23 protein-coding genes are annotated in these 24,124 nt (G+C 55.0%); 14 read left to right on the top strand and 9 right to left on the bottom strand.

Going from position 1 to position 24,124, the window contains the following annotated elements:
* Window positions 1-6: 6 nt before the first annotated feature.
* The 5 genes from LF929_RS20275 (at window position 7) to LF929_RS20255 (ending at window position 8,947) form a co-directional block, all read left to right on the top strand.
* Window positions 7-3,828, top strand: a complete 3,822-nt coding sequence (locus LF929_RS20275; protein WP_226092869.1) for a cellulose biosynthesis protein BcsC — start codon at window positions 7-9, stop codon at window positions 3,826-3,828.
* Between the two features lie 2 nt (window positions 3,829-3,830).
* On the top strand, window positions 3,831-4,298 hold the full coding sequence (bcsD, locus tag LF929_RS20270; protein WP_210173970.1) for a cellulose biosynthesis protein BcsD: 468 nt from the start codon (window positions 3,831-3,833) through the stop codon (window positions 4,296-4,298).
* 13 nt (window positions 4,299-4,311) lie between these two features.
* A complete protein-coding gene (locus LF929_RS20265; protein ID WP_038909328.1) occupies window positions 4,312-5,313 on the top strand; it encodes a glycosyl hydrolase family 8 in 1,002 nt (333 codons plus the stop codon).
* Between the two features lie 416 nt (window positions 5,314-5,729).
* Window positions 5,730-7,016 (top strand): dicarboxylate/amino acid:cation symporter, encoded by a 1,287-nt coding sequence (locus tag LF929_RS20260; protein WP_210173971.1) that lies wholly within the window; start codon window positions 5,730-5,732, stop codon window positions 7,014-7,016.
* 437 nt (window positions 7,017-7,453) lie between these two features.
* Window positions 7,454-8,947: a pitrilysin family protein gene (locus LF929_RS20255; RefSeq protein WP_226092870.1), complete on the top strand. Its 1,494-nt coding sequence runs from the start codon at window positions 7,454-7,456 to the stop codon at window positions 8,945-8,947.
* Between the two features lie 220 nt (window positions 8,948-9,167).
* Here the strand turns inward: LF929_RS20255 and LF929_RS20250 are convergent, their stop codons facing one another.
* The 3 genes from LF929_RS20250 to yhjD form a co-directional block, all read right to left on the bottom strand.
* Window positions 9,168-10,100 (bottom strand): sugar kinase, encoded by a 933-nt coding sequence (locus LF929_RS20250; RefSeq protein ID WP_038906032.1) that lies wholly within the window; start codon window positions 10,098-10,100, stop codon window positions 9,168-9,170.
* A 183-nt stretch (window positions 10,101-10,283) separates the two neighbouring features.
* A complete protein-coding gene (locus LF929_RS20245) occupies window positions 10,284-10,487 on the bottom strand; it encodes a 2-hydroxymuconate tautomerase family protein (protein ID WP_012886647.1) in 204 nt (67 codons plus the stop codon).
* A gap of 31 nt (window positions 10,488-10,518) precedes the next feature.
* Complete coding sequence (gene yhjD, locus LF929_RS20240) at window positions 10,519-11,493, bottom strand: inner membrane protein YhjD (protein WP_038906031.1); 975 nt, start codon at window positions 11,491-11,493, stop codon at window positions 10,519-10,521.
* Between the two features lie 215 nt (window positions 11,494-11,708).
* Here yhjD and LF929_RS20235 point away from each other — a divergent pair, with 215 nt between their 5' ends.
* On the top strand, window positions 11,709-12,926 hold the full coding sequence (locus LF929_RS20235) for an MFS transporter (RefSeq protein ID WP_210176914.1): 1,218 nt from the start codon (window positions 11,709-11,711) through the stop codon (window positions 12,924-12,926).
* A 57-nt stretch (window positions 12,927-12,983) separates the two neighbouring features.
* On the opposite strand, the gene LF929_RS20230 is transcribed toward LF929_RS20235, so the two are convergent.
* Window positions 12,984-13,547 carry a DcrB family lipoprotein gene (locus LF929_RS20230; RefSeq protein WP_038906028.1) on the bottom strand — a complete coding sequence of 188 codons (564 nt, stop codon included), beginning with the start codon at window positions 13,545-13,547 and terminating at the stop codon, window positions 12,984-12,986.
* Window positions 13,548-13,590: 43 nt separating this feature from the next.
* Between LF929_RS20230 and LF929_RS20225 the strand changes: the two genes are divergently transcribed.
* Entirely contained in the window at window positions 13,591-13,749 is a 159-nt protein-coding gene (locus tag LF929_RS20225; protein ID WP_226092871.1) for a hypothetical protein, read from the top strand.
* Here LF929_RS20225 and LF929_RS20220 read toward each other — a convergent pair.
* The gene (locus LF929_RS20220) at window positions 13,737-14,405 is read right to left on the bottom strand and encodes a 7-cyano-7-deazaguanine/7-aminomethyl-7-deazaguanine transporter (RefSeq protein WP_038906027.1); all 669 of its coding nucleotides are present in this window, start codon (window positions 14,403-14,405) and stop codon (window positions 13,737-13,739) included. The two genes, LF929_RS20225 and LF929_RS20220, sit on opposite strands and share 13 nt — an antisense overlap.
* 382 nt (window positions 14,406-14,787) lie before the next feature.
* Between LF929_RS20220 and tusA the strand changes: the two genes are divergently transcribed.
* Window positions 14,788-15,033, top strand: coding sequence for a sulfurtransferase TusA (gene tusA / locus LF929_RS20215; protein ID WP_019845360.1), 246 nt, complete (start codon window positions 14,788-14,790; stop codon window positions 15,031-15,033).
* Between the two features lie 64 nt (window positions 15,034-15,097).
* Here the strand turns inward: tusA and LF929_RS20210 are convergent, their stop codons facing one another.
* The gene (locus LF929_RS20210; RefSeq protein ID WP_038909319.1) at window positions 15,098-15,727 is read right to left on the bottom strand and encodes a lysoplasmalogenase; all 630 of its coding nucleotides are present in this window, start codon (window positions 15,725-15,727) and stop codon (window positions 15,098-15,100) included.
* A gap of 312 nt (window positions 15,728-16,039) precedes the next feature.
* Here LF929_RS20210 and LF929_RS20205 point away from each other — a divergent pair, with 312 nt between their 5' ends.
* The gene (locus tag LF929_RS20205; protein WP_019845362.1) at window positions 16,040-16,366 is read left to right on the top strand and encodes a DUF1820 family protein; all 327 of its coding nucleotides are present in this window, start codon (window positions 16,040-16,042) and stop codon (window positions 16,364-16,366) included.
* A gap of 55 nt (window positions 16,367-16,421) precedes the next feature.
* Here the strand turns inward: LF929_RS20205 and LF929_RS20200 are convergent, their stop codons facing one another.
* Both LF929_RS20200 and rsmD read right to left on the bottom strand, forming a co-directional pair.
* Complete coding sequence (locus LF929_RS20200) at window positions 16,422-16,703, bottom strand: DUF1145 family protein (protein ID WP_023641036.1); 282 nt, start codon at window positions 16,701-16,703, stop codon at window positions 16,422-16,424.
* Window positions 16,693-17,316, bottom strand: coding sequence for a 16S rRNA (guanine(966)-N(2))-methyltransferase (rsmD, locus tag LF929_RS20195; RefSeq protein ID WP_038906025.1), 624 nt, complete (start codon window positions 17,314-17,316; stop codon window positions 16,693-16,695). Before rsmD ends, LF929_RS20200 begins: the two co-directional genes overlap by 11 nt.
* A 297-nt stretch (window positions 17,317-17,613) precedes the next feature.
* On the opposite strand from rsmD, the gene ftsY reads away from it, so the two are divergent.
* From ftsY to rpoH, 4 genes are all read left to right on the top strand, one after another.
* Entirely contained in the window at window positions 17,614-19,002 is a 1,389-nt protein-coding gene (ftsY, locus tag LF929_RS20190) for a signal recognition particle-docking protein FtsY (RefSeq protein ID WP_226092872.1), read from the top strand.
* A 5-nt stretch (window positions 19,003-19,007) separates the two neighbouring features.
* Window positions 19,008-19,676, top strand: coding sequence for a cell division ATP-binding protein FtsE (gene ftsE / locus LF929_RS20185; protein ID WP_012886636.1), 669 nt, complete (start codon window positions 19,008-19,010; stop codon window positions 19,674-19,676).
* Complete coding sequence (gene ftsX, locus LF929_RS20180) at window positions 19,666-20,643, top strand: permease-like cell division protein FtsX (RefSeq protein ID WP_226092873.1); 978 nt, start codon at window positions 19,666-19,668, stop codon at window positions 20,641-20,643. Before ftsE ends, ftsX begins: the two co-directional genes overlap by 11 nt.
* A 370-nt stretch (window positions 20,644-21,013) precedes the next feature.
* Entirely contained in the window at window positions 21,014-21,871 is an 858-nt protein-coding gene (gene rpoH, locus LF929_RS20175; RefSeq protein WP_012886634.1) for an RNA polymerase sigma factor RpoH, read from the top strand.
* 282 nt (window positions 21,872-22,153) lie between these two features.
* Here the strand turns inward: rpoH and panM are convergent, their stop codons facing one another.
* Complete coding sequence (gene panM, locus LF929_RS20170; RefSeq protein ID WP_016942787.1) at window positions 22,154-22,573, bottom strand: aspartate 1-decarboxylase autocleavage activator PanM; 420 nt, start codon at window positions 22,571-22,573, stop codon at window positions 22,154-22,156.
* A gap of 403 nt (window positions 22,574-22,976) precedes the next feature.
* On the opposite strand from panM, the gene LF929_RS20165 reads away from it, so the two are divergent.
* On the top strand, window positions 22,977-24,089 hold the full coding sequence (locus LF929_RS20165; RefSeq protein ID WP_038909314.1) for a branched-chain amino acid ABC transporter substrate-binding protein: 1,113 nt from the start codon (window positions 22,977-22,979) through the stop codon (window positions 24,087-24,089).
* The last annotated feature ends 35 nt before the right edge of the window (window positions 24,090-24,124 follow it).

Here is a 24,124-nt window from a genome sequence, read left to right as displayed (position 1 = left end):
CTACGTATGAAAATAACGACCTTAACAGCCCGCATCCGTCAGTCACTGTCTCTTACCGGGGTGGTGGTCAGCGGCATGCTGTCGACGTGCGCACTGGCGGCACAGACTAATCCGGCGTTACAGGCGCTGTTTGATCAGGCGGATTACTGGCATCAACGTTCTCATGACGATCTTGCCCGTAGTGCGTTGCAGAAAATCCTGATGGTGGATGCCAACAATACCAAGGCGCTGTATTTGATGGCGCTGTACGCCCAGAACAGCGGCGACGGTGCTGAAGCCGCCAAATGGCGCGAACGTTTGAGCAAGGTATCGCCGCAGGACCCGCTCTTGCAGTCGCTGGATAATGCCCGCCAGGCGGCGGCCATCCCACAGTCGCAACTGGCGCTGGCGCGCCAACAGGCCCGCAGCGGTAATATCAGTGCGTCGTTGCAAACCTGGCGCAATCTGTTTAGCGGTAACCAGCCGCCTGCTGGCATCGCGGCTGAATACTATCTGACCATGGCGGGTGACCGGACATTACTGCCACAGGCGATTGACCATTTGCGCGAGTTTACTGCGGCGCACCCGCAGGATACCAGCGCTGCGGTCGCGCTCGGCAAGGCACTGACCTATCAGGAGCCGACCCGCCGTGAAGGGTTGCAGATATTGAGCGGGCTGGCATCGGGCAGTACCGATGCGGATCAGGGGATGCGTCAGGCGCTGTTATGGCTGGGCCCGAAAGCCGAGGACGCGCCGCTCTATCAGCTTTATCAGCAGCGACATCCACAGGATACGGCGGTGATGGATTATTACCGCAAAAATGTGGGTGGCAACGAGAAAGACAAAGGCTTTACCGCGCTGAATAGCGGCGATCTCTCCAGTGCGCAAACGGCGTTCGGTCAGGTGTTGCAGGCTAACCCGGAAGATGCAGACGCGCTGGCGGGGATGGGCTATGCGGCCCAGCGGCGTGGTGATTTTGCCGCTGCGGCGTCCTATCTGGAGAGAGCGGCCCGGCAGGGCGGCGAGAACAGCACGCAGCGTCAGCAGCAGGCCGAGGATGCCCGTTTCTACGCTCAACTGGCGAATGCCCAGCAGGCAATGAAAAGCGGCAATACTGCACAGGCGTTGAGCCTGAGCGAGCCGTTGGTGCAGGCGAGCGGTGATAAAGGGATGGCGGCGAAGCTGTTCCGGGCTGATGTGCTGCGCCGCACCAACAATTTTCCGCAGGCGGAGCGTCTGTACCGTGACATCCTGCAAACCGATGCGGACAACCGTAATGCCAAAGAAGGGTTGTATTACGTGTTGCGCGAGCAAAACCGCACCGCTGAAGCCAATACCCTGTTTGCGGCGTTACCAGAGAATGTGCGTCGCAGCATGGCACCGCGTCCGGTCGCGACCAGCACGCCGATTCGTAATGAAGCCAAGCAAGCACTGGCGGTGGGTGACACAACCAGGGCGATTGGTCTGTTGCAACAAGGGGTGCAGCGTTTCCCGAACGACGGCTGGTTGAGGCTCGATCTGGCGCGGATTTACCAGCAACAGGGTAATACCGCTGCCGCCACCTCGGTAATGCAGCCTTTGTTCCGTGCCGGTGCCAGTGGGGATGACCTCTACGCGGCGGCATTGTTCGCCAGCGAAAATAACGCCTGGCAACAGGCCAGCACGTTGCTGTCACGTATTCCGCCGCGCGACCAGAATGAAGAGAGTCGCAGTCTGGCGCGACGCGTCAATTTCAATTTGCAGATGGCGACCGCTCAGGTGTATCTGTCGCGGGGTGAGAACGCCGCGGCTGCCAACACCTTGCGGGCGTTGTCGGTGACACCGCCGGATAACCCGGCGGATGCCGGTAAACTGGCCCGGGCGCTCGCCGCGTCGGGCGATACTACCGCTGCCGTGGCGGTGGTACGCAGCAATATGCAGCGCGGTGTACAGGGCAATGCAGGCGATTATGCCGATCAGGTCGGGGTACTGAATCAGGCAGGGCTGGGTGATGAAGCGCAGTCGTGGTTGAGCCGTCCTGAGCTGGTGGCGCGCAGCACGCCTGCGCAGCTGGATGAACTGCGCACCGGTTTTGTGGTGCGAGAAGCCGACCGTCTGCGGGAGAACCAGCAGTATGCGCAGGCGTATGACAAGCTGGCCCGTGCGTTGCAACGCGATCCGAAAAATACCGACCTGATGTTCGCGATGGCCCGGTTATATCAGTCCGGCAAAATGAACAAAGAGGCGGCAGACGTTTACGACTATCTGTTGGCGCACGATACGCCGACACAGGAAGCCCGTGTCGGTGCCATCAATGTGGCGCTGGAACGCCATGACGTGCAAAAGGCGCACGCACTGTCAACCGGGTTGCAGGGTGAGCAGACGCCGGAGCGGCTGTTATTGCTGGCCCGGGTGGCGGATGCCGAAGGTAACCGCGATCAGGCGCTGGCTTACCTGAAAACTGCCCGTGCTAAAGCGGTGGGGCTGGACGGGGCCACGCCGGGCAAAACGCCCGCAATTGGTGGCCTGGCGATGGCGGATAATCCGTTCATCGATCGCTCGACACTGGCTGCCACCCGCAAGGCCAGTAACCCTTCTGCGTATGGCGGCGTGATGCCATGGCAGCAACGTCCTGATACTACTGGCGGTGATACCACGGTGGTTGCAGGCACGGGGACGCAACAGCCAACGGCAACACTCAGCCAGATCAACACCATGATGGACGACCTGGAGCGGGATAGCGGTGGCTGGGTGCAAACCGGTGTGCAGATTCGATCCCGCGACGGTGAGTCGGGTTTAAGCCGGTTTACCGAGGCGAAAGCGCCAATGGTCTGGTCGAGCGGTTTGTTTGGTAGTTCGCGTATCAATTTCGGCGTCACCCCCGTTACCATGAATGCCGGATCGGTGGATGGTGATGGCTTGACGAAATTTGGGGTCCAGTCGTTATTCCAGTCCGCGAATCAGCAAGCGCAAGCCGCGCTGGGGCTATCTGGTGCTAATGCCGCAGGGTCGGTTAAGCAGCAACGGATGTCCGGCGCGGAATTGAATCTGGCGCTGATCGGCAAGAATTATAAAGTTGACCTGGGTAGTACGCCGTTGGGTCAGGAGCTGAATACTCTGGTCGGCGGGGTTCAGTGGTCGCCTAAACTGACGGATTTCCTGACGCTGGTGGTGACGGGGGAACGTCGTGCAGTGACGGATAGCCTGTTGTCATATGTCGGTGCTAAAGATCCGCTGACCGGCAAACGCTGGGGACAGGTCACCAAAAACGGCGGCAATGTGCTGTTGAGCTACGATAACGGCGATATCGGGTTCTATGGCGGCGGCGGCGCTTACAGTTACCTTGGTGACAATGTGAAGAGCAATACCAGCGTGATGGCGAATGCTGGCGCTTATATTCGACCGTTCCATGACCGCGATCGTGAGTTGAAAACCGGTATTAGTTTGAGCTGGATGAACTTTGCCAACGACCTGGGGTACTACAGTTTCGGTCAGGGGGGCTATTTCAGCCCGCAGGATTATGTCTCCGTGTCGTTCCCAGTGGAGTGGAGCCAGAAATATGACGATCTGAACGTCAGGGCAGGTGTGTCGGTGGGATACCAGTCTTACTCGCGCGATCGAAGCGCTTATTTTCCCAATAACCCTGACTGGCAGACGTTGCTGGAAGCCGCGGAGTCACAAGGGCTCACCAAAGAATCCCACTATGCGGGCGATAGCAAGAGCGGTATCGGCTACAACGTGCATGTTGGTGCGGATTATCGCGTCACCAAGGACGTGACCGTCGGTGGGCAGATGGGCTATGACACCTTTGGCAACTATAACGAAACCACGGCACAGCTCTATTTCCGCTACGGGCTCGGAGGTAAATAAGCATGAGTGAACTGCAACAGCATGCATTGAACTATTATCGCCAGCAGCAATTGCCGCCTGGCTGGGCGGATTTGTTCGGTGTGATCGTCAATGGGATGATGGATAGCGCCGGTGAGCAGGAAGGGCTGGCGTTTTTACGCCACATGGGCAGGCAGTTGGCGGAACGTTATTCGTTGCCTGCGGCGGTTACCGTTGCCGACCTTGAACGGGAGATGAATCAGGTATTGTCCCTGTTTCACTGGGGATGTGTGGACCTGCGGCCGTATGAAAACCGGCTGGAGATTTATCATCTGTCATTGCCTGTTCTGGTGGGGGCTGCGGGTAGCACGCGATGGAGGATGTCAATGGCGGCCGTATTGCAAGGACTCTACAGCCATTGGCTATGTGAGCAGGGCGGAGCGGAATATGTCCCGCTGTCCTGTGAGGAAACCGACAATGGCTCGATTTTGCTGTTTCGTTATCAGCATTGAGCCGGGGGATAACATGATAAAGCCAATGTGGCGTGGTTGGGTATTGATAGCGATGATGTGGTTTAGCGTGTCGGCAACGGCAGCAACCGGGTGGGAAACTTACAAAAGCCACTTCATGACCCCAGACGGACGCATTCAGGATACGGGCAACAAGAATGTCAGTCATACCGAAGGCCAGGGGTTTGCCATGTTAATGGCGGTGCACTATGGCGACCGTGCCGCATTCGATAGCCTGTGGAACTGGACGCAGAGCCATCTCAGGGATACGTCCAGCGGCTTGTTTTACTGGCGCTATGACCCGTCGGCAGCCAATCCGGTCGTTGATAAAAACAACGCGTCGGATGGTGATGTACTGATTGCGTGGGCGCTGCTGAAGGCCGGGAACAAGTGGCAGGACAATAGCTATTTGCAAGCCTCGGACGCTATTCAGAAAGCGGTCATCAGCCATGAGATTATCCAGTTTGCCGGTCATACCGTGATGTTGCCCGGTGCCTATGGCTTCAATAAAAACAGTTATGTGGTCCTGAATCCCTCCTATTTCCTGTTCCCTGCCTGGCAAGATTTTGCCCGTCGCAGCCACCTACAGGTGTGGCGGCAACTGATTGACGATGGTTTATCGCTGATTGGTGAAATGCGCTTCGGTCAGGTTGGCTTACCGACGGACTGGGTGGCGTTGAACGCGGATGGCACGATGGCACCCGCCACGGCCTGGCCGTCGCGTTTCAGTTATGACGCTATCCGTGTGCCGTTATACCTGTACTGGTATGATGCCAAAACCACAGCACTGGTACCGTTCCAGTTGTACTGGCGTAATTATTCCCGCCTGGCGACACCCGCCTGGATTGATGTGCTGAGCAATAATACCGCGCCATACTCAATGCAGGGCGGCTTACTGGCGGTTCGTGACCTGACGATGGGTAACCTCGACGCATTGAGTGATAAGCCCGGTGCCGCGGAAGATTACTACTCGTCCAGCTTACGCCTGTTGGCGATGATGGCGGCACGTCACCAATAACGAGATGTGTCTACACATGGCGGGGTACTCTCCTCGCCATATATTCTCCTCGCCATACTCCTCTTCTCTCATCCCCCTTTGTCAGTTTGTGCTTCACGCTTTGTTAACCTGATTGTTACCCGTGATCCCATTCACAAAAAAATCTTATGAATCAGCGCAGAATAGTGCTGTGGCGCGGTTTTTCACGTGCCTGAAAGCATGTTGGTTATGCGTGATGTTGCCAGTAGATTAATGCAATGTTTTTGGGAAAGGTTTTGTTGAAGCGATTCAGCTCTTGTTTTTAACCGGACGTTCACAAACTAAAGTTATAAAAGTATTTTCTCTGTTATCGGGATGTTATTTTCCGACGCAAGCACAGGCGGCAATTTTATCGTTCTTTGTCCCCCGTGTCTTTTCCCATCAAAGGACGTCACACTATGAAAAAATCAATATTTAAAAGTCTCTACTTTCAGGTGCTTACAGCTATTACCATAGGGATATTGCTGGGTCATTTCTACCCGGCGCTGGGGCAGCAGATGCAGCCTCTGGGCGATGGATTCGTGAAATTAATCAAAATGGTGATCGCGCCAGTGATCTTTTGTACCGTCGTCACCGGGATAGCCGGGATGGAGAGTATGAAAGCGGTCGGGCGCACCGGTGCGGCTGCGCTGCTCTATTTTGAGATTGTCAGTACATTGGCGCTGATTATCGGTCTGGTGGTGGTGAACGTATTGCAGCCTGGTGCGGGCATGAACGTCGATCCATCGTCGCTGAACGCCGCAGCGGTAGCAAACTACGCTACTGCCGCCGATAAGCAAGGCGTGGTGCCGTTCCTGATGGATATTATTCCTTCCAGTGTCATTGGCGCGTTTGCCAGCGGTAACATCCTGCAGGTGCTGCTGTTTGCGGTCATGTTCGGTTTTGCTCTGCATCACCTGGGTGATAAAGGTGTACTGATTTTCGACGTGATCGACAGCTTCTCCCGAGTCATTTTCGGCATCATCAATATGATCATGCGTCTGGCGCCGCTGGGGGCATTCGGTGCGATGGCCTTTACCATCGGTAAATATGGCGTGGGTACGCTGGTGCAACTGGGGCAGTTGATTATCTGCTTCTACATTACCTGTATCCTGTTCGTGGTACTGGTGCTGGGTAGTATTGCCAGAGCCGCCGGTTTCAGCATCTTCAAATTCATTCGTTACATTCGTGAAGAGCTGCTGATCGTACTGGGAACGTCGTCTTCCGAGTCCGCGCTGCCGCGTATGCTGGAGAAGATGGAAAAACTGGGTTGCAAGAAATCGGTGGTGGGTCTGGTTATCCCTACCGGCTACTCCTTCAACCTGGACGGCACCTCGATTTACCTGACCATGGCGGCGGTATTTATCGCCCAGGCCACCAACAGCCACATGGATATCTGGCATCAGATTACCCTGTTGGTGGTGTTGCTGCTGTCGTCTAAAGGGGCGGCAGGCGTGACGGGTAGCGGCTTTATTGTGCTGGCGGCGACCATTTCTGCCGTAGGGCATCTGCCGATTGCCGGTCTGGCGCTGATTCTGGGGATTGACCGCTTTATGTCCGAAGCCCGTGCGCTGACCAACCTGGTGGGCAACGGTGTAGCGACGGTAGTGGTTGCCAAGTGGTGTAAACAGCTTGATTCCAAACAGATGAGCGATGTGTTGTCCGGTCGTCAGGACGGCACGGCGGCGCAATCCCGCCCATCCTGATAGTCAGATAGCGTAGTTCGGATTTTTTCCTGCCGGTTACCCACGGTTCGTTTTACGGACTGTGGGTGATTTTCATCCATTCTGTGTTAAATTTAGACGCCACTAAATTTTTTACTCTTATTTTCACATTGTTGAGTGACATAGACGAAAGCACGCTGTCTAACCTGATGGTACACTTCGCCTCTCGTTTTTTGTGGGGCGACTATACCTGTCGTACTTCCTGTTGCAGGTGCGTTGGCTGCCTTCACTCACCCGGTTGCCGCGTTACAAGGCTCATATGAGCTTTTCCCTTGAAGGGCCCGCGTTTTGCGTTGTTCAAACGAGCGCGTTGTCCTGCAACTCGAACGATGTGGGTATGACACGTGAGGTGACAGGACGATGTCGCCCGAATTCACAAAAACATACTGTATTGGTTAGTGATTAAAGTAGGGGTTCACATGCAGGGCACCAAATTTAGCCTTTTTGTTGGTGGAGTGTTGCTGGCGATGACAGTCGGCAACGTGCAGGCTGAAGCACTACAACCCGATCCCGCCTGGCAACAAGGCAAGCTGGATAACGGCTTTAGCTGGCAGCTTCTTGCAACACCCCAGCGTCCCAGTGACCGGATTGAACTACGGCTGATGATTAATACCGGTTCATTGACGGAGAATGCGCAACAGACGGGGTTTGCCCATTTTATTCCTCGCCTGGCATTGTTGCCGCGCGATACCTTTTCTGCAGGCCAGTTGCCGTCCTTGTGGCAGCAGTCTGAAAGCGAAACCCGGCCGTTGCCTCCAGCAACGACGTCGTATGACTTTACGTCGTACAACCTGAGTCTGCCGAATAACCGGCCTGACCTGCTGAAAGACGCACTGAGCTGGCTGGCGGATACCGCAGGCCAGTTGCCGATTAATGATAAACGCATTGCATCGGCAATGAAGATGATTGACCCGGTAGCCACCGCGCCTGCCAATCCGCAGGACCCGAGCTGGCGCTATCGTTTGAAGGGATCGTCATTGCTGTCATACGCGCCAGGGCAGCCGCTGAAAGCAGCGGTAACGGCCGACCAACTGAGCAAATACTACAAAACCTGGTACACGCCGGATGCCATGACGTTGTACGTGGTGGGTAATGTTGATAGCCGTGCTATCGCAGAACAAATAGACAAGGCATTTTCACCGTTACAGGGGAAACGGGTGACGCCATCGCCGTTGCCGACGCTGTCTGCGATGCCGTCGACCCCGATAAGCCTGATGGATAGCACTGTGCGGCAGGATATTCTGTCGCTGGTGTGGGATATGCCCTGGCAACCCATCCGTGATTCAAAGGCGCTGGCTCGTTACTGGCATAGCGATTTGGCACGTGAGGCGCTGTTCTGGCACATGCAGCAGGCATTGACCAGAAGTCCGTTGAAAGACACCAATATCCGTTTTGACTGCAACGTGGTGTATGGCCGCGCCCAGTGTGCTATCCATCTGGACAATGTCACTGGTGAATCGGCACAGACCGGCGTGACATTCCTGAGCAAAGAACTGCTGGCGCTACGGGATAAAGGGTTGTCTCAGGCTGAGTTCGAAACGCTGATGGCACGTAAGACAGAAGAGCTGGGTAAACTGTTCGCGACTTACGCCCGTGCCAGCACGGATATTCTGATGGATCAGCGCCTGCGTTCGCAGAAAAACGGGGTGGTGGATATCGCACCGGAGCAATATCAGAAACTGCGTCAGAACTATCTGGCATCTGTTACCCTGGAGATGCTGAATCAGGAGCTGCATCAACAACTGTCTCAGGAAGCGACGTTGATGATGCTGCAACCACAAGGTGAGCCCGAAGCCAACATGAAGGCGTTGCGGGAAACCTATATGAGCATCATGAAGCCGGACAATAACGCTGCGTCTGCCTCGCCGGACGCTGCCAGAGCACCGCAGGATGAAAACTCGGCTGTGCGCTAACCCCCCCCGATCGCTAACGCGCAGTATTGGTTTGGGTAGGTAGCGTTAGCGTTCCACTTGCTGTCGGTTTGATAACCGGCAGTAAGTGGGCAACTGTCGTTTGGTAGCGATAATCGTGGTTTTATCGCCGCGGTTTTATGGCAATAACTCGATAGCAATAAAAACGCCGCTTCAGCATGGTACTGAACCGGCGTTTTTTGTTGCGTCAGCTATGCGCTGTTCAGGCAGGCATGGCTTCCAGCGGGATAATTGCCCCACGATATTGAATAACGGTACTGGCGGTCAGATGGCCGCGTTTGGCGGCCTCTTCTGCACTGCCACCATTGAGACGTACTGACAGGTAACCGGCGCTAAATGAGTCACCCGCGGCGGTAGTATCGACGACGTTCTCTTTTGGCAGTTTAATGGCCGGAATTTCCAGCAGCGATTCGCCCTGAATAGACACCAGACAGGAATCTGCGCCACGTTTGACAACCACTTCGGTCACGCCAGCGCCGTGAGTGCGGTTGAGCACCTCATCTATCGGCATCTCACCCCACAGCATATCTTCGTCATCCAACGTCAGGAAGGCGATATCGGTGCAGGCCAGCATCGCGCTGTACGACTGGCGGGTTTCTTCCTTGCTTTGCCACAGGCGTGGGCGGTAGTTGTTGTCGAAAATCACTTTGCCGCCGTTGGCGCGGCACGCACGCAACACGGCCAGCAGACGTTCGCGACTGTGCTGATTGAGGATAGCCAGGCTGATACCGCTCAGGTAGATGTAGTCGAATTTCGCCAGTTGCTGGCTGATGGCTTCGGCATCCGGGCTTTCCAGCCAGTAACGGGCAGCGGCGTCGTTACGCCAGTAGTAAAACGTACGCTCACCGGTAGCGTCGGTTTCGATGAAATACAGCCCCGGTAATTTGTTGTCCAGACGTTGGATCAGATCGGTTTTGACACCTTCCTGCTGCCAGGACGCCATCATTTCACTACTGAAGGAATCGGTACCCAGTGCGGTGACGTAGTGCACACCGAGCGCGTCTGGTTTTACCTGACGGGAGATATAAACGGCGGTGTTGAGGGTATCGCCACCAAAGCCACGGCTAAGATCCGCGCCTTTTTGTGACAGTTCAATCATGCACTCGCCAATAATCGCAATGTTCTTCATCGTCATGACAGCTGACCTGTAAAAAAGAGAAGGTGAACCCAATGGAAACTAGCGCCAGTCTCAACATTACACAGCGTAGAGTCAATAGCGATGAAACGATGTTTTATTTTTTCATGATATGGATCGGGAAAACCGCTTGTAATCCCGATCCTTGCCGCAGAGTGAACGGTTAATACATTGTGTTTCCTGTTATGACTGCTGCTGGCGGCGCTCGGTAACGCTCTGCCCGCCAATACCCCAATTGTCGGTTTCCACTTCATCGATAATGACGACGGTGGTGGCCGGGTTTTTCCCCAGCGTATCGACCAGCAACTGCGTTACACCGGCAATCAGCTGTTTCTTTTGTTCGGCGCTGGCGCCGTCTTTGGTGATGCGAATATTAACGAAAGGCATGGGGTACTCCTGGTTATCAGCGTGGTACACGTCAGGCGTCGGGTAACGGTGCCTGTCGGCTGGCATCGTTTTTCGGGGTTGCCGTGGCTATCCAGGCGGCGCAGAACAGCGTCAGGCGTGCAAAGAAGTAGAAAAATGTCATCAGGCCGATAACGGAACCAAACGCGGCACCGGAAGGCGAGGTCGCCAGTTTGGGTAACGCCACCGTCATGGCGAATTTCAACACTTCAAAGCCGATGGCTGCCATTAATGTGCCGCGCAGCAGCGGTGTGCGTCGGGGATTATGGCGCGGCAACACCCACAGTATCCACAAAAACAACAGATAGTTGGCGAAAATAGAGATGGATAACGCAATTAACGTCATGGCTGGTCGCAGCCATTCAATACCGCCCAGACCCAACGCCCGCACAATGGTAGCCTGCGCGCTACCTGCGACCGAGGTGAGAAAGAGCGTGACCCCCAGCGCCAGCAGCAGGCCAATCAGTGACAGGAAGTCCCACAGATAGCGCAGATACAGTTTCTCTTCTTCATGGGGCCGGCGCTCCCACACATCACGTGACTGGGCGCGAATCGCTTCGCGCAGGTTGCCTATCCAGTTAACGCCTGAATAAAGTGCTATCAGCAAACCAGTCAATCCGACAGTCGTACGCTGGCGTACGGCGGTATTCACGGTGTTCTTCAGGGTGCGGGCCAGGTTCGGGTCGCTGATGCTGTTGACGATTCGGTTAATAAGCCCCGTCAGCAGATCGGGGTTGGAGGCCAACACAAACCCAACCGTGGCGAACGACACCATCAAAATAGGAATCAACGACAGGAATGAAAAGTAGGTGATAGCGGCGCCAAACTGGTTACCCATTCGGTCGTTAAAGCGCTCTCCTGCACGGATAAGATGCGCGATAGCCGGTACCGACCGGATGTGATGGAGCCAGCGGGTCAGACGACCGGGTTGTTGATGGGGCGTCCCCTGTTCGGTCGATGACGTGTGCGGGGCGGGCTTCACAGGCATGCGGTTTCTCCTGGACGTAATACGCCTGCTGAGTATAACGCAGGCGTACTGCTGTTATGTCAAAGTGGTGCTCATGTAAACGTTAACGAGTAAAGAAGGTATATCGCCCGGATTGATGCTGAAAGACGAAAATGTCTTGTTTATACTCGGAATCTTAACGTTGTCTGTCCGCCGCGATCGCCTGTCGACGCGACCCGAAAGCGAGCCTATCCGTCATGCCTGTTGCCACACCGCCTGTAGCGCCGAAACCCTCTCCCGGTGGCTTACGTTTGAATTTACGCATCATGTCTGTGGTGATGTTTAATTTTGCCAGTTACCTGAATATTGGTTTGCCGCTGGCGGTATTGCCGGGGTATGTGCATGAACACCTCGGGTTTAGCGCATTCTGGGCCGGTTTGGTTATCAGTCTGCAGTATTTTTCTACCCTGCTCAGTCGTCCCCGTGCTGGCCGCCGTGCCGATGAAAAAGGGCCGAAACAGGTGGTGGTGTTTGGATTGACGGGGGTACTGCTAAGTGGCGTGTTCTATGCGCTGGCCTCCTGGAACGACAGCTCACCGATGCTGGCATTGGTCTTACTGTGTGTGGGGCGTCTGATTCTCGGAATAGGGCAGAGCTTTGCCGGGACCGGTGCCACACTGTGGGGCGTTGGTGTGGTCGGGTCGTTACACATTGGCCGGGTGATTTCGTGGAACGGTGTGGCGACTTACGGCGCGATGGCGATTGGCGCGCCGCTGGGGGTCTGGATTTATCATCTGGGTGGGTTGCGGTTGCTGGCGCTGGTGATTGTGGTGGTGGCCGGTACGGCGATTTTACTGGCGCTACCGCGTCCGGCGGTCACGGTCACGCCGGGCAAGAAACTGCCGTTTCGCGAGGTACTGGGTAAGGTCTGGTTGTACGGTGTGATTTTGTCGCTGGCGTCCGCAGGATTTGGCGTGATTTCAACGTTTATCACGTTGTTTTACGCCAGCCATCAGTGGCAAGGTGCCGCGCTGACCCTGAGTGTATTCAGTTGCGCTTTTGTTGGTACACGGCTGTTATTCCCCAATGTGATTAGCCGTTTTGGTGGTCTGCGTGTCGCGCTGGTCTGTTTTGTGGTGGAAGGCGCCGGTCTGCTGCTGGTGTGGCTGGCGTCTTACCCGCTGATGGCGGAAGTGGGCGCGTTTTTCGCGGGTGCCGGGTTTTCACTGGTATTCCCGGCGCTGGGCGTGGTGGCCGTCAAAGCGGTATCCGCGCAGAATCAGGGCAGCGCGCTGGCGACGTATACCATCTTTCTTGATCTCTCACTGGGGGTGGCAGGACCGGCGGCGGGCGTCATGATGGCCTACACCCCTATCGATACTATCTATCTGGCTGCGGCGGTACTGGCGTTGGTGGGGTTGTTGCTGACGGCGCGATTGTCGTTGCGTGCGGGGCAGGAAGGGTGTGTGGGGTGAGCATATTCCCGCCGTCAGCCGTTGTCGGCGCGGCGGGATAATCGAGAAAACGACGAATCAGTTCAGTTTCAGCGTGCTGATTATCTTGCCTGCATCAGCCTGCGCTTGAGACAAGTTATCTGCTGGCAGGGTGATTTGCAGCGTCAACAAGCGATTGTCTACTTTAGCCAGTACGATGGACGAGAACGCTTTCTGTCCATTGCTGGTCATGACACTGTCTAACTGCTGAATCTGGTGGCCGTTGATCTCAGCGGTTTTGTTGCCCAGTACTTGAAGGCTGGCGTCGCGGTTACGTTGCTGCTGTTCCAACCGTTGACCTAATGCTGGCAGGTCCAGCGGCGTGTCATCACCGATAATCACGATGATGGCTTTCTGTCCGCTCTGATCAGCATAAACGTGCATGTTGTTGTTCTGATTGCCCAGTTTACCACTTTGGTCGCTCACGCCGTCTGGCAGGGTAAAGTTCAGTTTACCGGAGAGCAGGGACACAGCCTGCACGGTGGTTTTTTCTGCCGCCGGGTTAGCGGCTGGCGCGGTGGCTTTTTTATCACTGTTGCCGTCACAGGCAGCCAGTGTAGCGGCCAGCAGACCAATACCGATATATTTCGCTAAGTTTGGCATGGGTATCCTTTCTTTCATCACGAACAAAAACAGAAGTGGCGCTATGGCACCTGATTCGGGGCATAAAAACAAGCGTTTTGTTATTACGCTGGCTGTTATTACGCCCGAATCAGGCTGGGGCAGGCAATTTTCCGGCTATTCCGAAACCCCTTTCTGGGCGGGAAAGTCCGTTTTACATAAAAACATGTATCAGGCGGCCTGATTCTGGAACGGCGAGCTCCCTGGCTGGCTCAGGCGGCGCAGCAACATGTTGAGCAGTACGCCGTACATCGGCAGGAAGAAGACCAGGTTGATGGCGATTTTGAAGAAATAATCCACCGTCGCGATTTCCATCCAGTGGGTCGCCATGAACGGGTCGGTACTGCGATAAAAGGCGATAAAAAAGAACGCGATCGTATCGCTCAGGTTACCAAATACCGCGGAGGCCGCTGGGGCTACCCACCAGGCTTTGAGCTGACGCAGGCGGTTGAAAACGTGTACGTCGAGAATCTGGCCCAGTACATAAGCCATCAGGCTGGCGGCGGCGATACGTGCGACCATCGGGTTCACCTGACTCAGTGCGCTGAAGCCCTGCCATTCACCTTTATAAAACAGGGAAGAGACCAGATATGAGGCGATCAAGGCCGGTACCATCACGGTCAGAATAATGCGGCGGGCCAGCGGCGCACCGAAAATGCGTACCGTCAGATCAGAAGCCAGAAAGATAAACGGGAAGGTAAAGGCGCCCCAGGTGGTGTGAAAGCCAAAAATCGTAATGGGTAACTGCACCAGATAGTTACTGGAAATAATGACCAGAACATGGAAGAGCGACAGCCAGCACAGCGCTGTCAGCCGCTGTTGTGCGGAGAACTGAAACATAATGTGACCTTTTTTTGGTTATTGGGGTGAGGGAACCCAGACTATTGCCTCGTCATACCCGCCATGCTTCAGGTTACTGCCGCGCTGATCGCCCTTGTTTCACCTGAACAACTGGCTCAGATAAGCCTTGGGTGAGACGTTCGGTTTCTGTCGTGCGGTAACTTGCGTTATTTAGGGTATATGCGTCTTTTTAACGCTAACGTGTCGGCATCATACCGCGTTGTTGCGGCTTTGCAATGCTTAGTCAGCGCATCATTTTTGTGCTTATAATTCATGTTCGGCGGGCGGCTTGCACCCCCTTGCGGGAAGCGTAAACTACGCTGCAATAACGATGCTGCATAACTACGCCGCACTGTATTCGATAAGCATAATGAGACACTGAATGACCGATATTTTCGCCAATCCAGACCACACGCTGGACGCACAAGGACTGCGCTGCCCGGAGCCGGTGATGATGGTGCGCAAAACGGTGCGCAAGATGGAGACCGGGCAAACGTTGTTGATCATCGCCGATGACCCGGCAACCACCCGCGATATTCCCGGTTTTTGCCGTTACATGGAGCATGAGTTGCTGGCGCAAACGACCGAGCAACTGCCGTATCGTTATCTGTTGCGTAAAGGCGCGTAACTCAACACGTCACTAAACGCGTCACTAAAGATGTGCTCCCCGGTTGGCCGGGAGGCCGTTGTTATCAGACATAAAGCGAACGCACTATCAGGAAGTGGCCGCCAAAGTAACAGATAGCCATTAATGCCTGATAGGCGCGGAAGCTAACGCGAAAGTGATTCACCAGCCAGATGGCGTGGCCGACGAATAGCAGCAGCGTGCCTGCCAGTAACGAGAAGTTGGCGGCGTTGCCCAGCGAAAAATAGTGCTCCCCGGCAACCCATGCCATGAAGGCGGTCACCAACACCAGTGCGGTGACCATCAGACGCTCGGCTTTCAGCCGTGACCACAGCAGTGCCAGGAGCAACGCCGACAGCAGTATCAGCGCCAGTGGTAACGGCCAGAACAAGCCAAGCGAAGGCTGAACGGTGAAAAAGCTGATGGTATAGAGCACATGCGCGGCCAGATAGGCGGCCAGCGCGAACCGTAATTTCTCACCTGAAAGCTGTAACAGCGCGTCACCTATCAGGGTGGCGGCCAGCCCCAGCACAACCAGATAACCGGGGATACCGAGTTGTGGTGTCTGCCAGACCATCAGCATCATCAACAGCAGGGTGAGCGGTTTAAACAACCAGCGCTGCCAGACTGGGCCACGATAGCTGGCATCGACATACAACCAGCCAGAAAAAAATACGGCAATAAAAGACCAGAGCATAGGGTGTCCTTTAATCGGGTGAATAAGAATCGGGTGAATAAGGCGCCGCCCCGTCGTGTCGCGAAAGTCGGCGTGTTCGCTTTTTATTGGCCTGCCCGGCAGTGTGGTCACGCCGACAGGCGTTGCCTGTTTGAGTCATGCTAAGTCAACGTGTTGTTACCTAAGTATAGGTAGAACCTGATAATGGGCGTGCACTCTACGGCTTCGACTGGTCTGCCGGTGGAGAGGCGTCAGGCTTCATGCTATGTTAGCGGCCAGTTTTTGTGACGGAATGATGATACCCGACAACCAGCCGGGGGAGACGAACTTTTAATGAGCAATGAACCCGTACTTTACCGTATCCAGTTCATGAATAATGGTAAGAACTATCAGCTGTATGTACGCGAGCTGGTGCAGAGCAATCTGTTCGGATTTATTGAAATTGCCGACTTCGTTTTCGATAACCAGTCTGCGGTACTGGTTGATCCCACCACGGAAAAACTGAAAACGGAGTTTGCCGGTGTGGGCCGCAGCTATATTCCGCTTCAGGCGGTTATCCGTATTGATGCGGTGACCGGGCGTGATCGCGATAGTGCGCGTATTTCAGACCTGGGCGATAACGTTACCCATTTCCCTTATTTGCCCGGTAAAAAACCCTAAGCTATCCGGTGGCGCGTGGCGCGCCACCGTTTCCCTGCTGATAGACGGTTTGCCGTTAGCGTTTTTTACGCGGCGGCACAGGTTGCTTGCGCTGCCAGTCCAGTAATTCGAATACCCCAAACAGAAAGATGCGCAACTGCAACATCCCGCTGAGCGGCGGGGCGTCTTTGGGTTGACTGGCTTTGAGCAGTAGAAATTGCACGCCGTGCATCAACAGCATGAATCCCATCGCCAGCACCATGAAAATATTCAGCGGGCGGGGAAAGGGATGAATCAGGTTCAGAATCAAGAATCCCCATATACCCAGCATCAGCAGTCGGCCAAAGTTAATCCAAATGCTCATCGTTGCCTCCAGGCGTTGCGTCAGATGCGTGACGGATATAAAGACGATAGGAAACCTGTCCTGCGGTTTTTTCCCGGTGTAGCGACCAGGTGGGCGGAATGGCCAGCATGCGGTTTTCCGCCTCGGTTTCGATATAGATCCAGGCTTCTTCCGCCAGCCAGTCACCAGCTTCCAACAGCCGCAGTGTGTCGTCTAACAGGCCACGGCGAAATGGCGGGTCAAGAAACACCACATCGAAAGGAAGCGCCGACGACGGTTTAGCCAGCCATTGCAGCGTGTCAGTATTCACCACCTCGGCGTTATCCGCACGCAGCAGTGCCAGGTTTTGCGTCAGCTGGCGTGCAACATTGCGCTCGGCTTCCAGCAGCGTGGCGTGGGCCGCGGCACGGGACAGCGCTTCCAGCCCCAACGCGCCGCTACCGGCAAAACAGTCCAGACAACGTGAGTGTGCAATCACCGGTGCGAGCCAGTTGAACAGGGTCTCGCGTACGCGGTCAGTGGTAGGGCGTAAACCGGGGCTGTCCGGCACGGGGAGTTTTCTGCCGCGCCATTGCCCGCCGATGATGCGGATTTGGCCGGGTGCGGATGTCGCTTGATGTTTTGCCATAACCTGTATTTTGCTGAAAAGGGTACCGACGGCTGCCCGGCGGATTTTGTGAGGCGTTATTTTAACGGTGGCAGCCGGTGTAGCAAATGTAAAGATGCAGTTAATGGGAGGAAACGCGGAAAAATCCCCCAAATTCGTAGATTTGTCCGTTGTTTGACACACCTGGTTACGGAGATTGTCACTCTCCCCGGTGGTCCGGCGCGTGTTGCTGGCGTCGGGAAAGTGTTAAACTCGTTGTTTTATTGACTTCATTGGTTATTGATCAGCCGCACTGGGTGGCAGGAGCGCAATTACACGATGGCGAAAGAGAAAAAGCGCGGATTTTTTTCCTGGCTGGGATTAGGGCGTCAGGACGAAGAGCAAACCGAACAATCGCAACCGGTGCCGGAAGCGACACAGACCGCAGAGCAGACTGCGGATGACGTAACGCCTGCGGCGGTGGCATCGGCACAGCATATCAGTGAAACCGTACCCGAGCAGCCGGTACAAGACGGGGTGACAACCGAAACGGCGCAAACGCCGTTGTCAGATGCGCAACCGCTGGACACGGCAGTAGAAGCATCAACCGCAGCACCAGAACAACCGGGCATGACGCTGGCAGCCGATACGCCAAACGCTGACGTAGAAGATGTGCCCGATGTCGAGGCAGTAGACGGCACCGAAACGCCTGATGACGTGCAAGTCGAGGAGCCAGCGGAACCCGAGCACGATACGGTGGCAGCGATGGCGGCACCGGTCGTGTCGCAAGAGCAGGAGCGCCCGACCAAAGAAGGCTTTTTTGCCCGCCTCAAGCGCAGCTTGATCAAGACCCGTGAGAATCTGGGTTCAGGATTTGTCGGTCTGTTTCGCGGTAAGAAAATTGATGACGATCTGTTTGATGAGCTGGAAGAACAACTGCTTATTGCCGATGTCGGGGTGGAAACCACCCGCAAAATTATCGCCCGTCTGACCGAACATGCCAGCCGCAAGCAACTGAAGGATGCCGAAGCGCTGATCGCGTTGCTGAAAGCGGAAATGAGCGAGATTCTGGCGAAAGTGGACATGCCGCTGGCTATCGACAGCAAAACGCCATTCGTCATTTTGATGGTCGGCGTCAACGGGGTGGGGAAAACCACCACCATCGGCAAGCTGGCGCGTCAGTATCAGGCGCAAGGCAAATCGGTGATGCTGGCGGCGGGCGATACGTTCCGCGCGGCGGCAGTAGAGCAGTTGCAGGTGTGGGGCCAGCGTAACAATGTACCCGTCGTGGCGCAGCACACTGGTGCGGATTCCGCCTCGGTGATTTTCGATGCGTTGCAGGCCGCCAAAGCGCGTGGCGTCGATGTGCTGATTGCTGATACCGCTGGTCGTTTGCAAAACAAATCGCACCTGATGGAAGAGCTGAAGAAAATTGTGCGCGTGATGAAGAAGCTGGATGAAGACGCACCGCACGAAGTGATGCTGACGCTGGATGCCAGTACCGGTCAGAACGCGGTCAGCCAGGCCAAACTGTTTAATGAGGCGGTTGGGCTCAGTGGCATTACGTTGACTAAACTGGATGGCACCGCCAAGGGCGGCGTGATCTTCGCTATCGCCGATCAATTCGGCATTCCTATCCGCTACATCGGGGTGGGAGAAAGTATCGATGATTTAAGGCCGTTCAAGGCGGATGATTTTATTGAAGCCTTGTTTGCCCGTGAGGATTAAAACGGATGATTCGGTTTGAGCAGGTCAGTAAGGCGTACCTCGGTGGTCGCCAGGCGTTGCAGGGGGTGGATTTTCATATCCGCCCGGCTGAAATGGTATTTCTGACCGGTCACTCTGGTGCGGGGAAAAGTACCCTGCTGAAGCTGATTTGCGGGATTGAGCGCCCCAGCGCGGGCCACATCCTGTTTGGTGGTCACGATATCAGCCGCCTGAAAAAACGTGAGGTGCCGTTTTTGCGTCGGCAGATCGGTATGATCTTTCAGGATCACCATTTGCTGATGGATCGCACGGTGTATGAAAACGTCGCTATGCCGCTGATTATCTCCGGTGCCAGCGCCGAGGATATCCGTCGCCGTGTGTCGGCGGCGCTGGATAAGGTCGGGCTGCTCGACAAGGCGCGCAGCTACCCGATTCAGCTCTCCGGCGGTGAACAACAGCGTGTCGGCATTGCCCGAGCGGTGGTGAATAAGCCTGCCGTACTGCTGGCGGACGAACCGACCGGCAACCTGGATGACGCGCTCTCCGAAGGCATTCTGCGCTTGTTTGAAGAGTTTAACCGCGTGGGTGTCACCGTGTTGATGGCAACGCATGATACCGGGCTTATCGCCCGTCGCCATTATCGGGTGCTGACGCTGGCGCAAGGTCGCATGCTGGGAGGTCACGATGGCGAATAATACCCGCACGCAGCGAACCGCCAACAACACCAAATCCAAGTCCCGTGCTTTGCAAGGTGGCTGGCAGGAACAGTGGCGGTACGCCTGGGCTAACACCCTGCGCGATATGCTGCGTCAGCCGTTGGCTACGCTATTAACCATCATGGTGATCGCCATTTCACTGACACTGCCCAGCATCTGTTATCTGGTGTGGAAAAACGTCAGTCAGGCGGCGTCACAGTGGTATCCCACACCGCAATTGACGGTGTATCTGGACAAGTCGCTGGATGACAACGCCGCCGAAGCCGTGATTGGCAAAATCAAGGCGGAAGATGGCGTAGATAAGGTCAACTACCTGTCACGCAATGAAGCGATGGGCGAGTTCCGTAACTGGTCCGGTTTTGGCGGCGCGCTGGATATGCTGGAGGAAAATCCACTGCCGGCGGTGGTCATTGTCTCGCCGAAGCTGGGCTTCCAGTCTAACCAGACACTCACGACCTTGCGTGACCGTATCGCCGCTACTCAAGGGGTGGATGAAGTGCGCATGGATGACAGCTGGTTCTCCCGTCTGGTGGCGTTGACCGGGTTGGTGGGTCAGGTGGCCGCGACGATAGGCATTCTGATGGTGGTGGCGGTCTTTTTGGTGATCGGCAACAGTGTGCGGCTCAGTATTTTCAGCCGTCGCGAAACCATCAATGTAATGAAGCTTATCGGTGCGACGGACGGTTTTATTCTGCGGCCGTTCCTGCATGGCGGTGCGTTGCTGGGGTTTTGCGGCGCGGTATTGTCGTTAATCCTGTCGCAGGCGCTGGTGTGGAAGTTATCAGGGGCAGCGGCACAGGTGGCGGCGGTATTTGGCACCACCTTCACGGTACGCGGGTTGGGCTGGGATGAAGCGCTACTGCTGATTCTGGTCGCGGCGATGATTGGCTGGCTGGCGGCCTGGCTGGCAACGGTACAACATTTACGCCGTTTTACACCGCAGTAACCTGTATCGACGTCCGGCCTGATGGTTTTCTGGTATACTCTTCCCCCGAAGTGCGTGACGCCCGGCGGGGGAAGAGTGTAACTAAGATCGTTAGTTAGCTAAGATTGTTAGTTAACTAAAATTGTGAGTGAGTGCCTTCCTTTCTTCGCTGTTCGCCAGCCTGTCTTTCACCGTGCTGCCATCTTGATATGAAAAATAAGATGGTTAAAAATGGTGGAACTTGTGCAGCTCGTCACACTCTAAACCGGTGGTAAGACCTAAATAGTGTTTAGGCGCAGCAAATCGATTTTTTAGGCACAGAAAGTGCAGCAATCACCGGTATGCTATCCGATGATGTGCAACGTTATGAATGATTAATGAGAGGGGTGGAATGACCAAAGATATGCAAACTTTCGCCTTAGTTCCCCAGGGCAGTCTGGAAGGGTACATCCGTGCCGCCAATGCCTATCCGATGCTGACGGCAGACGAAGAGCGGGCGCTGGCTGAACGACTGCATTATCACGGGGATCTGGACGCCGCCAAGCAGTTGATTCTTTCGCACCTGCGTTTTGTTATTCATGTTGCCCGTAATTATTCAGGGTATGGCCTGCCGCAGGCGGACCTGATTCAGGAAGGCAACATCGGCCTGATGAAGGCGGTACGTCGCTTTAACCCGGATGTCGGTGTTCGTCTGGTGTCGTTTGCCGTGCACTGGATCAAGGCTGAAATTCACGAGTATGTCTTGCGCAACTGGCGTATCGTCAAGGTGGCGACCACCAAAGCGCAGCGTAAGCTGTTCTTCAACCTGCGTAAGACCAAGCAGCGTTTAGGCTGGTTCAATCAGGATGAAGTGGAACTGGTGGCGCGTGAGCTGGGTGTGACCAGCAAAGACGTCCGTGAAATGGAATCGCGTATGGCGGCGCAGGATATGACCTTTGATCCGTCGCCGGAAGATGATGCGCAGCCGGGCCAGCCCATGGCACCGATGCTCTACCTGCAGGATAAGTCTTCCGACTTTGCCGATGGCATCGAAGAGGACAACTGGGAAACCCATGCGGCAGACAAGTTGACCTATGCGCTGGAAGGGCTCGATGAGCGCAGCCAGCATATTATCCGTGCCCGCTGGCTGGACGATGATAATAAGTCCACGTTGCAGGAACTGGCGGATCATTACGGTGTGTCTGCTGAGCGTGTGCGTCAGCTAGAAAAGAACGCGATGAAGAAACTGCGGGCGGCTATCGAAGCATAACGCCGTGCTATTCGCAGACGATTCAACGTCTATACCCAAAATAATTCGAGTTGCAGGAAGGCGGCAAGAGAGTGAATCCCGATGAGCTTACTCAGGTAAGTGATTCGGGTGAGCGAACGCAGCCAACACACCTGCAACTTGAAGTATGATGGGTATAAACGACCGGGACAGCTCAGGCTTCCCGGTCGTTTTGTTTTATACCCGTCTTCCTGCAACCCGGATTATTTAGGGTATACACGCCAGGCTTTTTATCACTGGCACGCCACTACTTTCCTTCCTTGTTCACTTCCCTTCCTGATTGACAATATATTCCCAGCCGCCGGATACCGGATAGAAACCGCAGGATTGCATAAACTTATCCATCACGGCTTCGCTGACCAAGGCATGGTCGGCGGCGTCCAGCCACCACTCTTTCACGTCAGGGCAGGCTTTTAGTACCTCTTCGAGCAGATACTTGCCGACACCATGCCGTCGGGTGGAGGTTCTGACTTGCAGGTCGGTTAACTCTGCGCTGTCGCTGTTGGTATCGATTTCGACAATCACCCCGGCCAGCAGGTGGTCGTTGAAACGGGCGGCAAACAGGCGGTGATCATGGTTCAGGTCGCGCTCCAGTGCGTCGAAATTCTGGTGTGGCCAAATGAAAGCCAGGTCATGCCTGTCCTGTTCGCTGATTTTTGTGAGGCGTTCAACCGAGAGTCTCATACGCGGGTACTCCTGTTGATTCTTAAGAATATTGTAGTGATCTTGTAGAAAAAGGGTTGTGTAACTTTTTCTGTACGGTTAACAGGGAAAAAGGTTTTCCCGGCATTAATTTTTCGAGTAATTAATTATTCTTTGGTGTTAAAACCAGCATAACTGACTATTTATAAAGCAAAACTCAAATTTTAAAGATGGTATTTTATGCTGTTCGCGCCGTGTTTTACTGAGAATTACAGTTGATTTACAGCATAAAACTCCTGTTTAATATTATGAATAATAAAGCCTTATTACAAACTATTGCTTATAGTAGAGTCTAACTCGTTATTCCGTATGAAAAAGTGCGAACAATAACGGTTAACGACAATAATTATAGCAATATCCAAAAATGACAGATGGGGTAAAACGGATGAAATTAAGCAAAGGTAACGCATTACTGGTGGGGTGCCTGGCAGCGGCAATGAGCCATGCGGTAAACGCGGCGGATATCAAAGTCGCGATCGTCGGTGCCATGTCTGGCCCGGTAGCGCAGTACGGTGATATGGAGTTTACCGGTGCGCGTCAGGCTATTGCCGACATTAACGCCAAAGGCGGCGTGAACGGTAACAAACTGGTGGGTGTGGAATTCGATGACGCGTGCGACCCGAAACAGGCCGTTGCTGTCGCCAACAAGGTGATTAACGAAGGTATTCACTATGTGATTGGTCACCTGTGTTCGTCATCCACTCAGCCTGCATCTGACATTTACGAAGATGAAGGCGTGCTGATGATTACACCGGCCGCAACCGCGCCGGACCTGACCACCCGTGGCTACAAGCTGATTATGCGTACCACCGGTTTGGATTCCGATCAGGGGCCGACCGCAGCGAAATATATTCTGGAGCACGTTAAACCGCAGCGTATCGCCGTGGTGCACGACAAGCAGCAGTATGGCGAAGGCCTGGCCCGTGCCGTGCAGGATAGCCTGAAAAAAGCCAATGCGAATGTGGTGCTGTTCGAAGGGATCACCGCCGGGGATAAAGACTTCTCCACGCTGGTGGCGCGCCTGAAGAAAGAAAACGTCGATTTTGTCTACTTTGGCGGTTACTACCCGGAAATGGGGCAGATCTTACGCCAGGCTCGCGCGGCAGGCCTGACGACCAAGTTTATGGGCCCGGAAGGCGTGGGTAACTCGTCGCTGTCCAACATTGCTGGCGAGGCTTCTCAAGGCATGTTGGTCACCTTGCCTAAGCGTTATGACCAGGTGCCGACCAACCAGCCGATCGTCGACGCGCTGAAAGCCAAGAAACTGGATCCGACCGGTCCGTTCGTGTGGACGACCTATGCCGCGTTGCAGTCGCTGAGTACGGCGATGCAGCGTACCGGCAGCACCGAGCCTGCCAAACTGGCTGCTGACCTGAAAGCCAAGTCGGTAGACACGGTGATGGGCCCGTTGAACTGGGACGAAAAAGGCGACCTGAAAGGGTTTGAATTTGGCGTATTCGAGTGGCACGCAGACGGTACTTCCTCTCCGGCGAAGTAATTAACCGAACCCGTATTACTCCAATACCGATGCCC

The organism is Dickeya oryzae (assembly GCF_020406815.2).
GTDB classification, from domain to species: domain Bacteria; phylum Pseudomonadota; class Gammaproteobacteria; order Enterobacterales; family Enterobacteriaceae; genus Dickeya; species Dickeya oryzae.
Note: the sequence above shows the minus strand (reverse complement) of the source record. Positions and strands in the feature narration are given on the sequence as shown.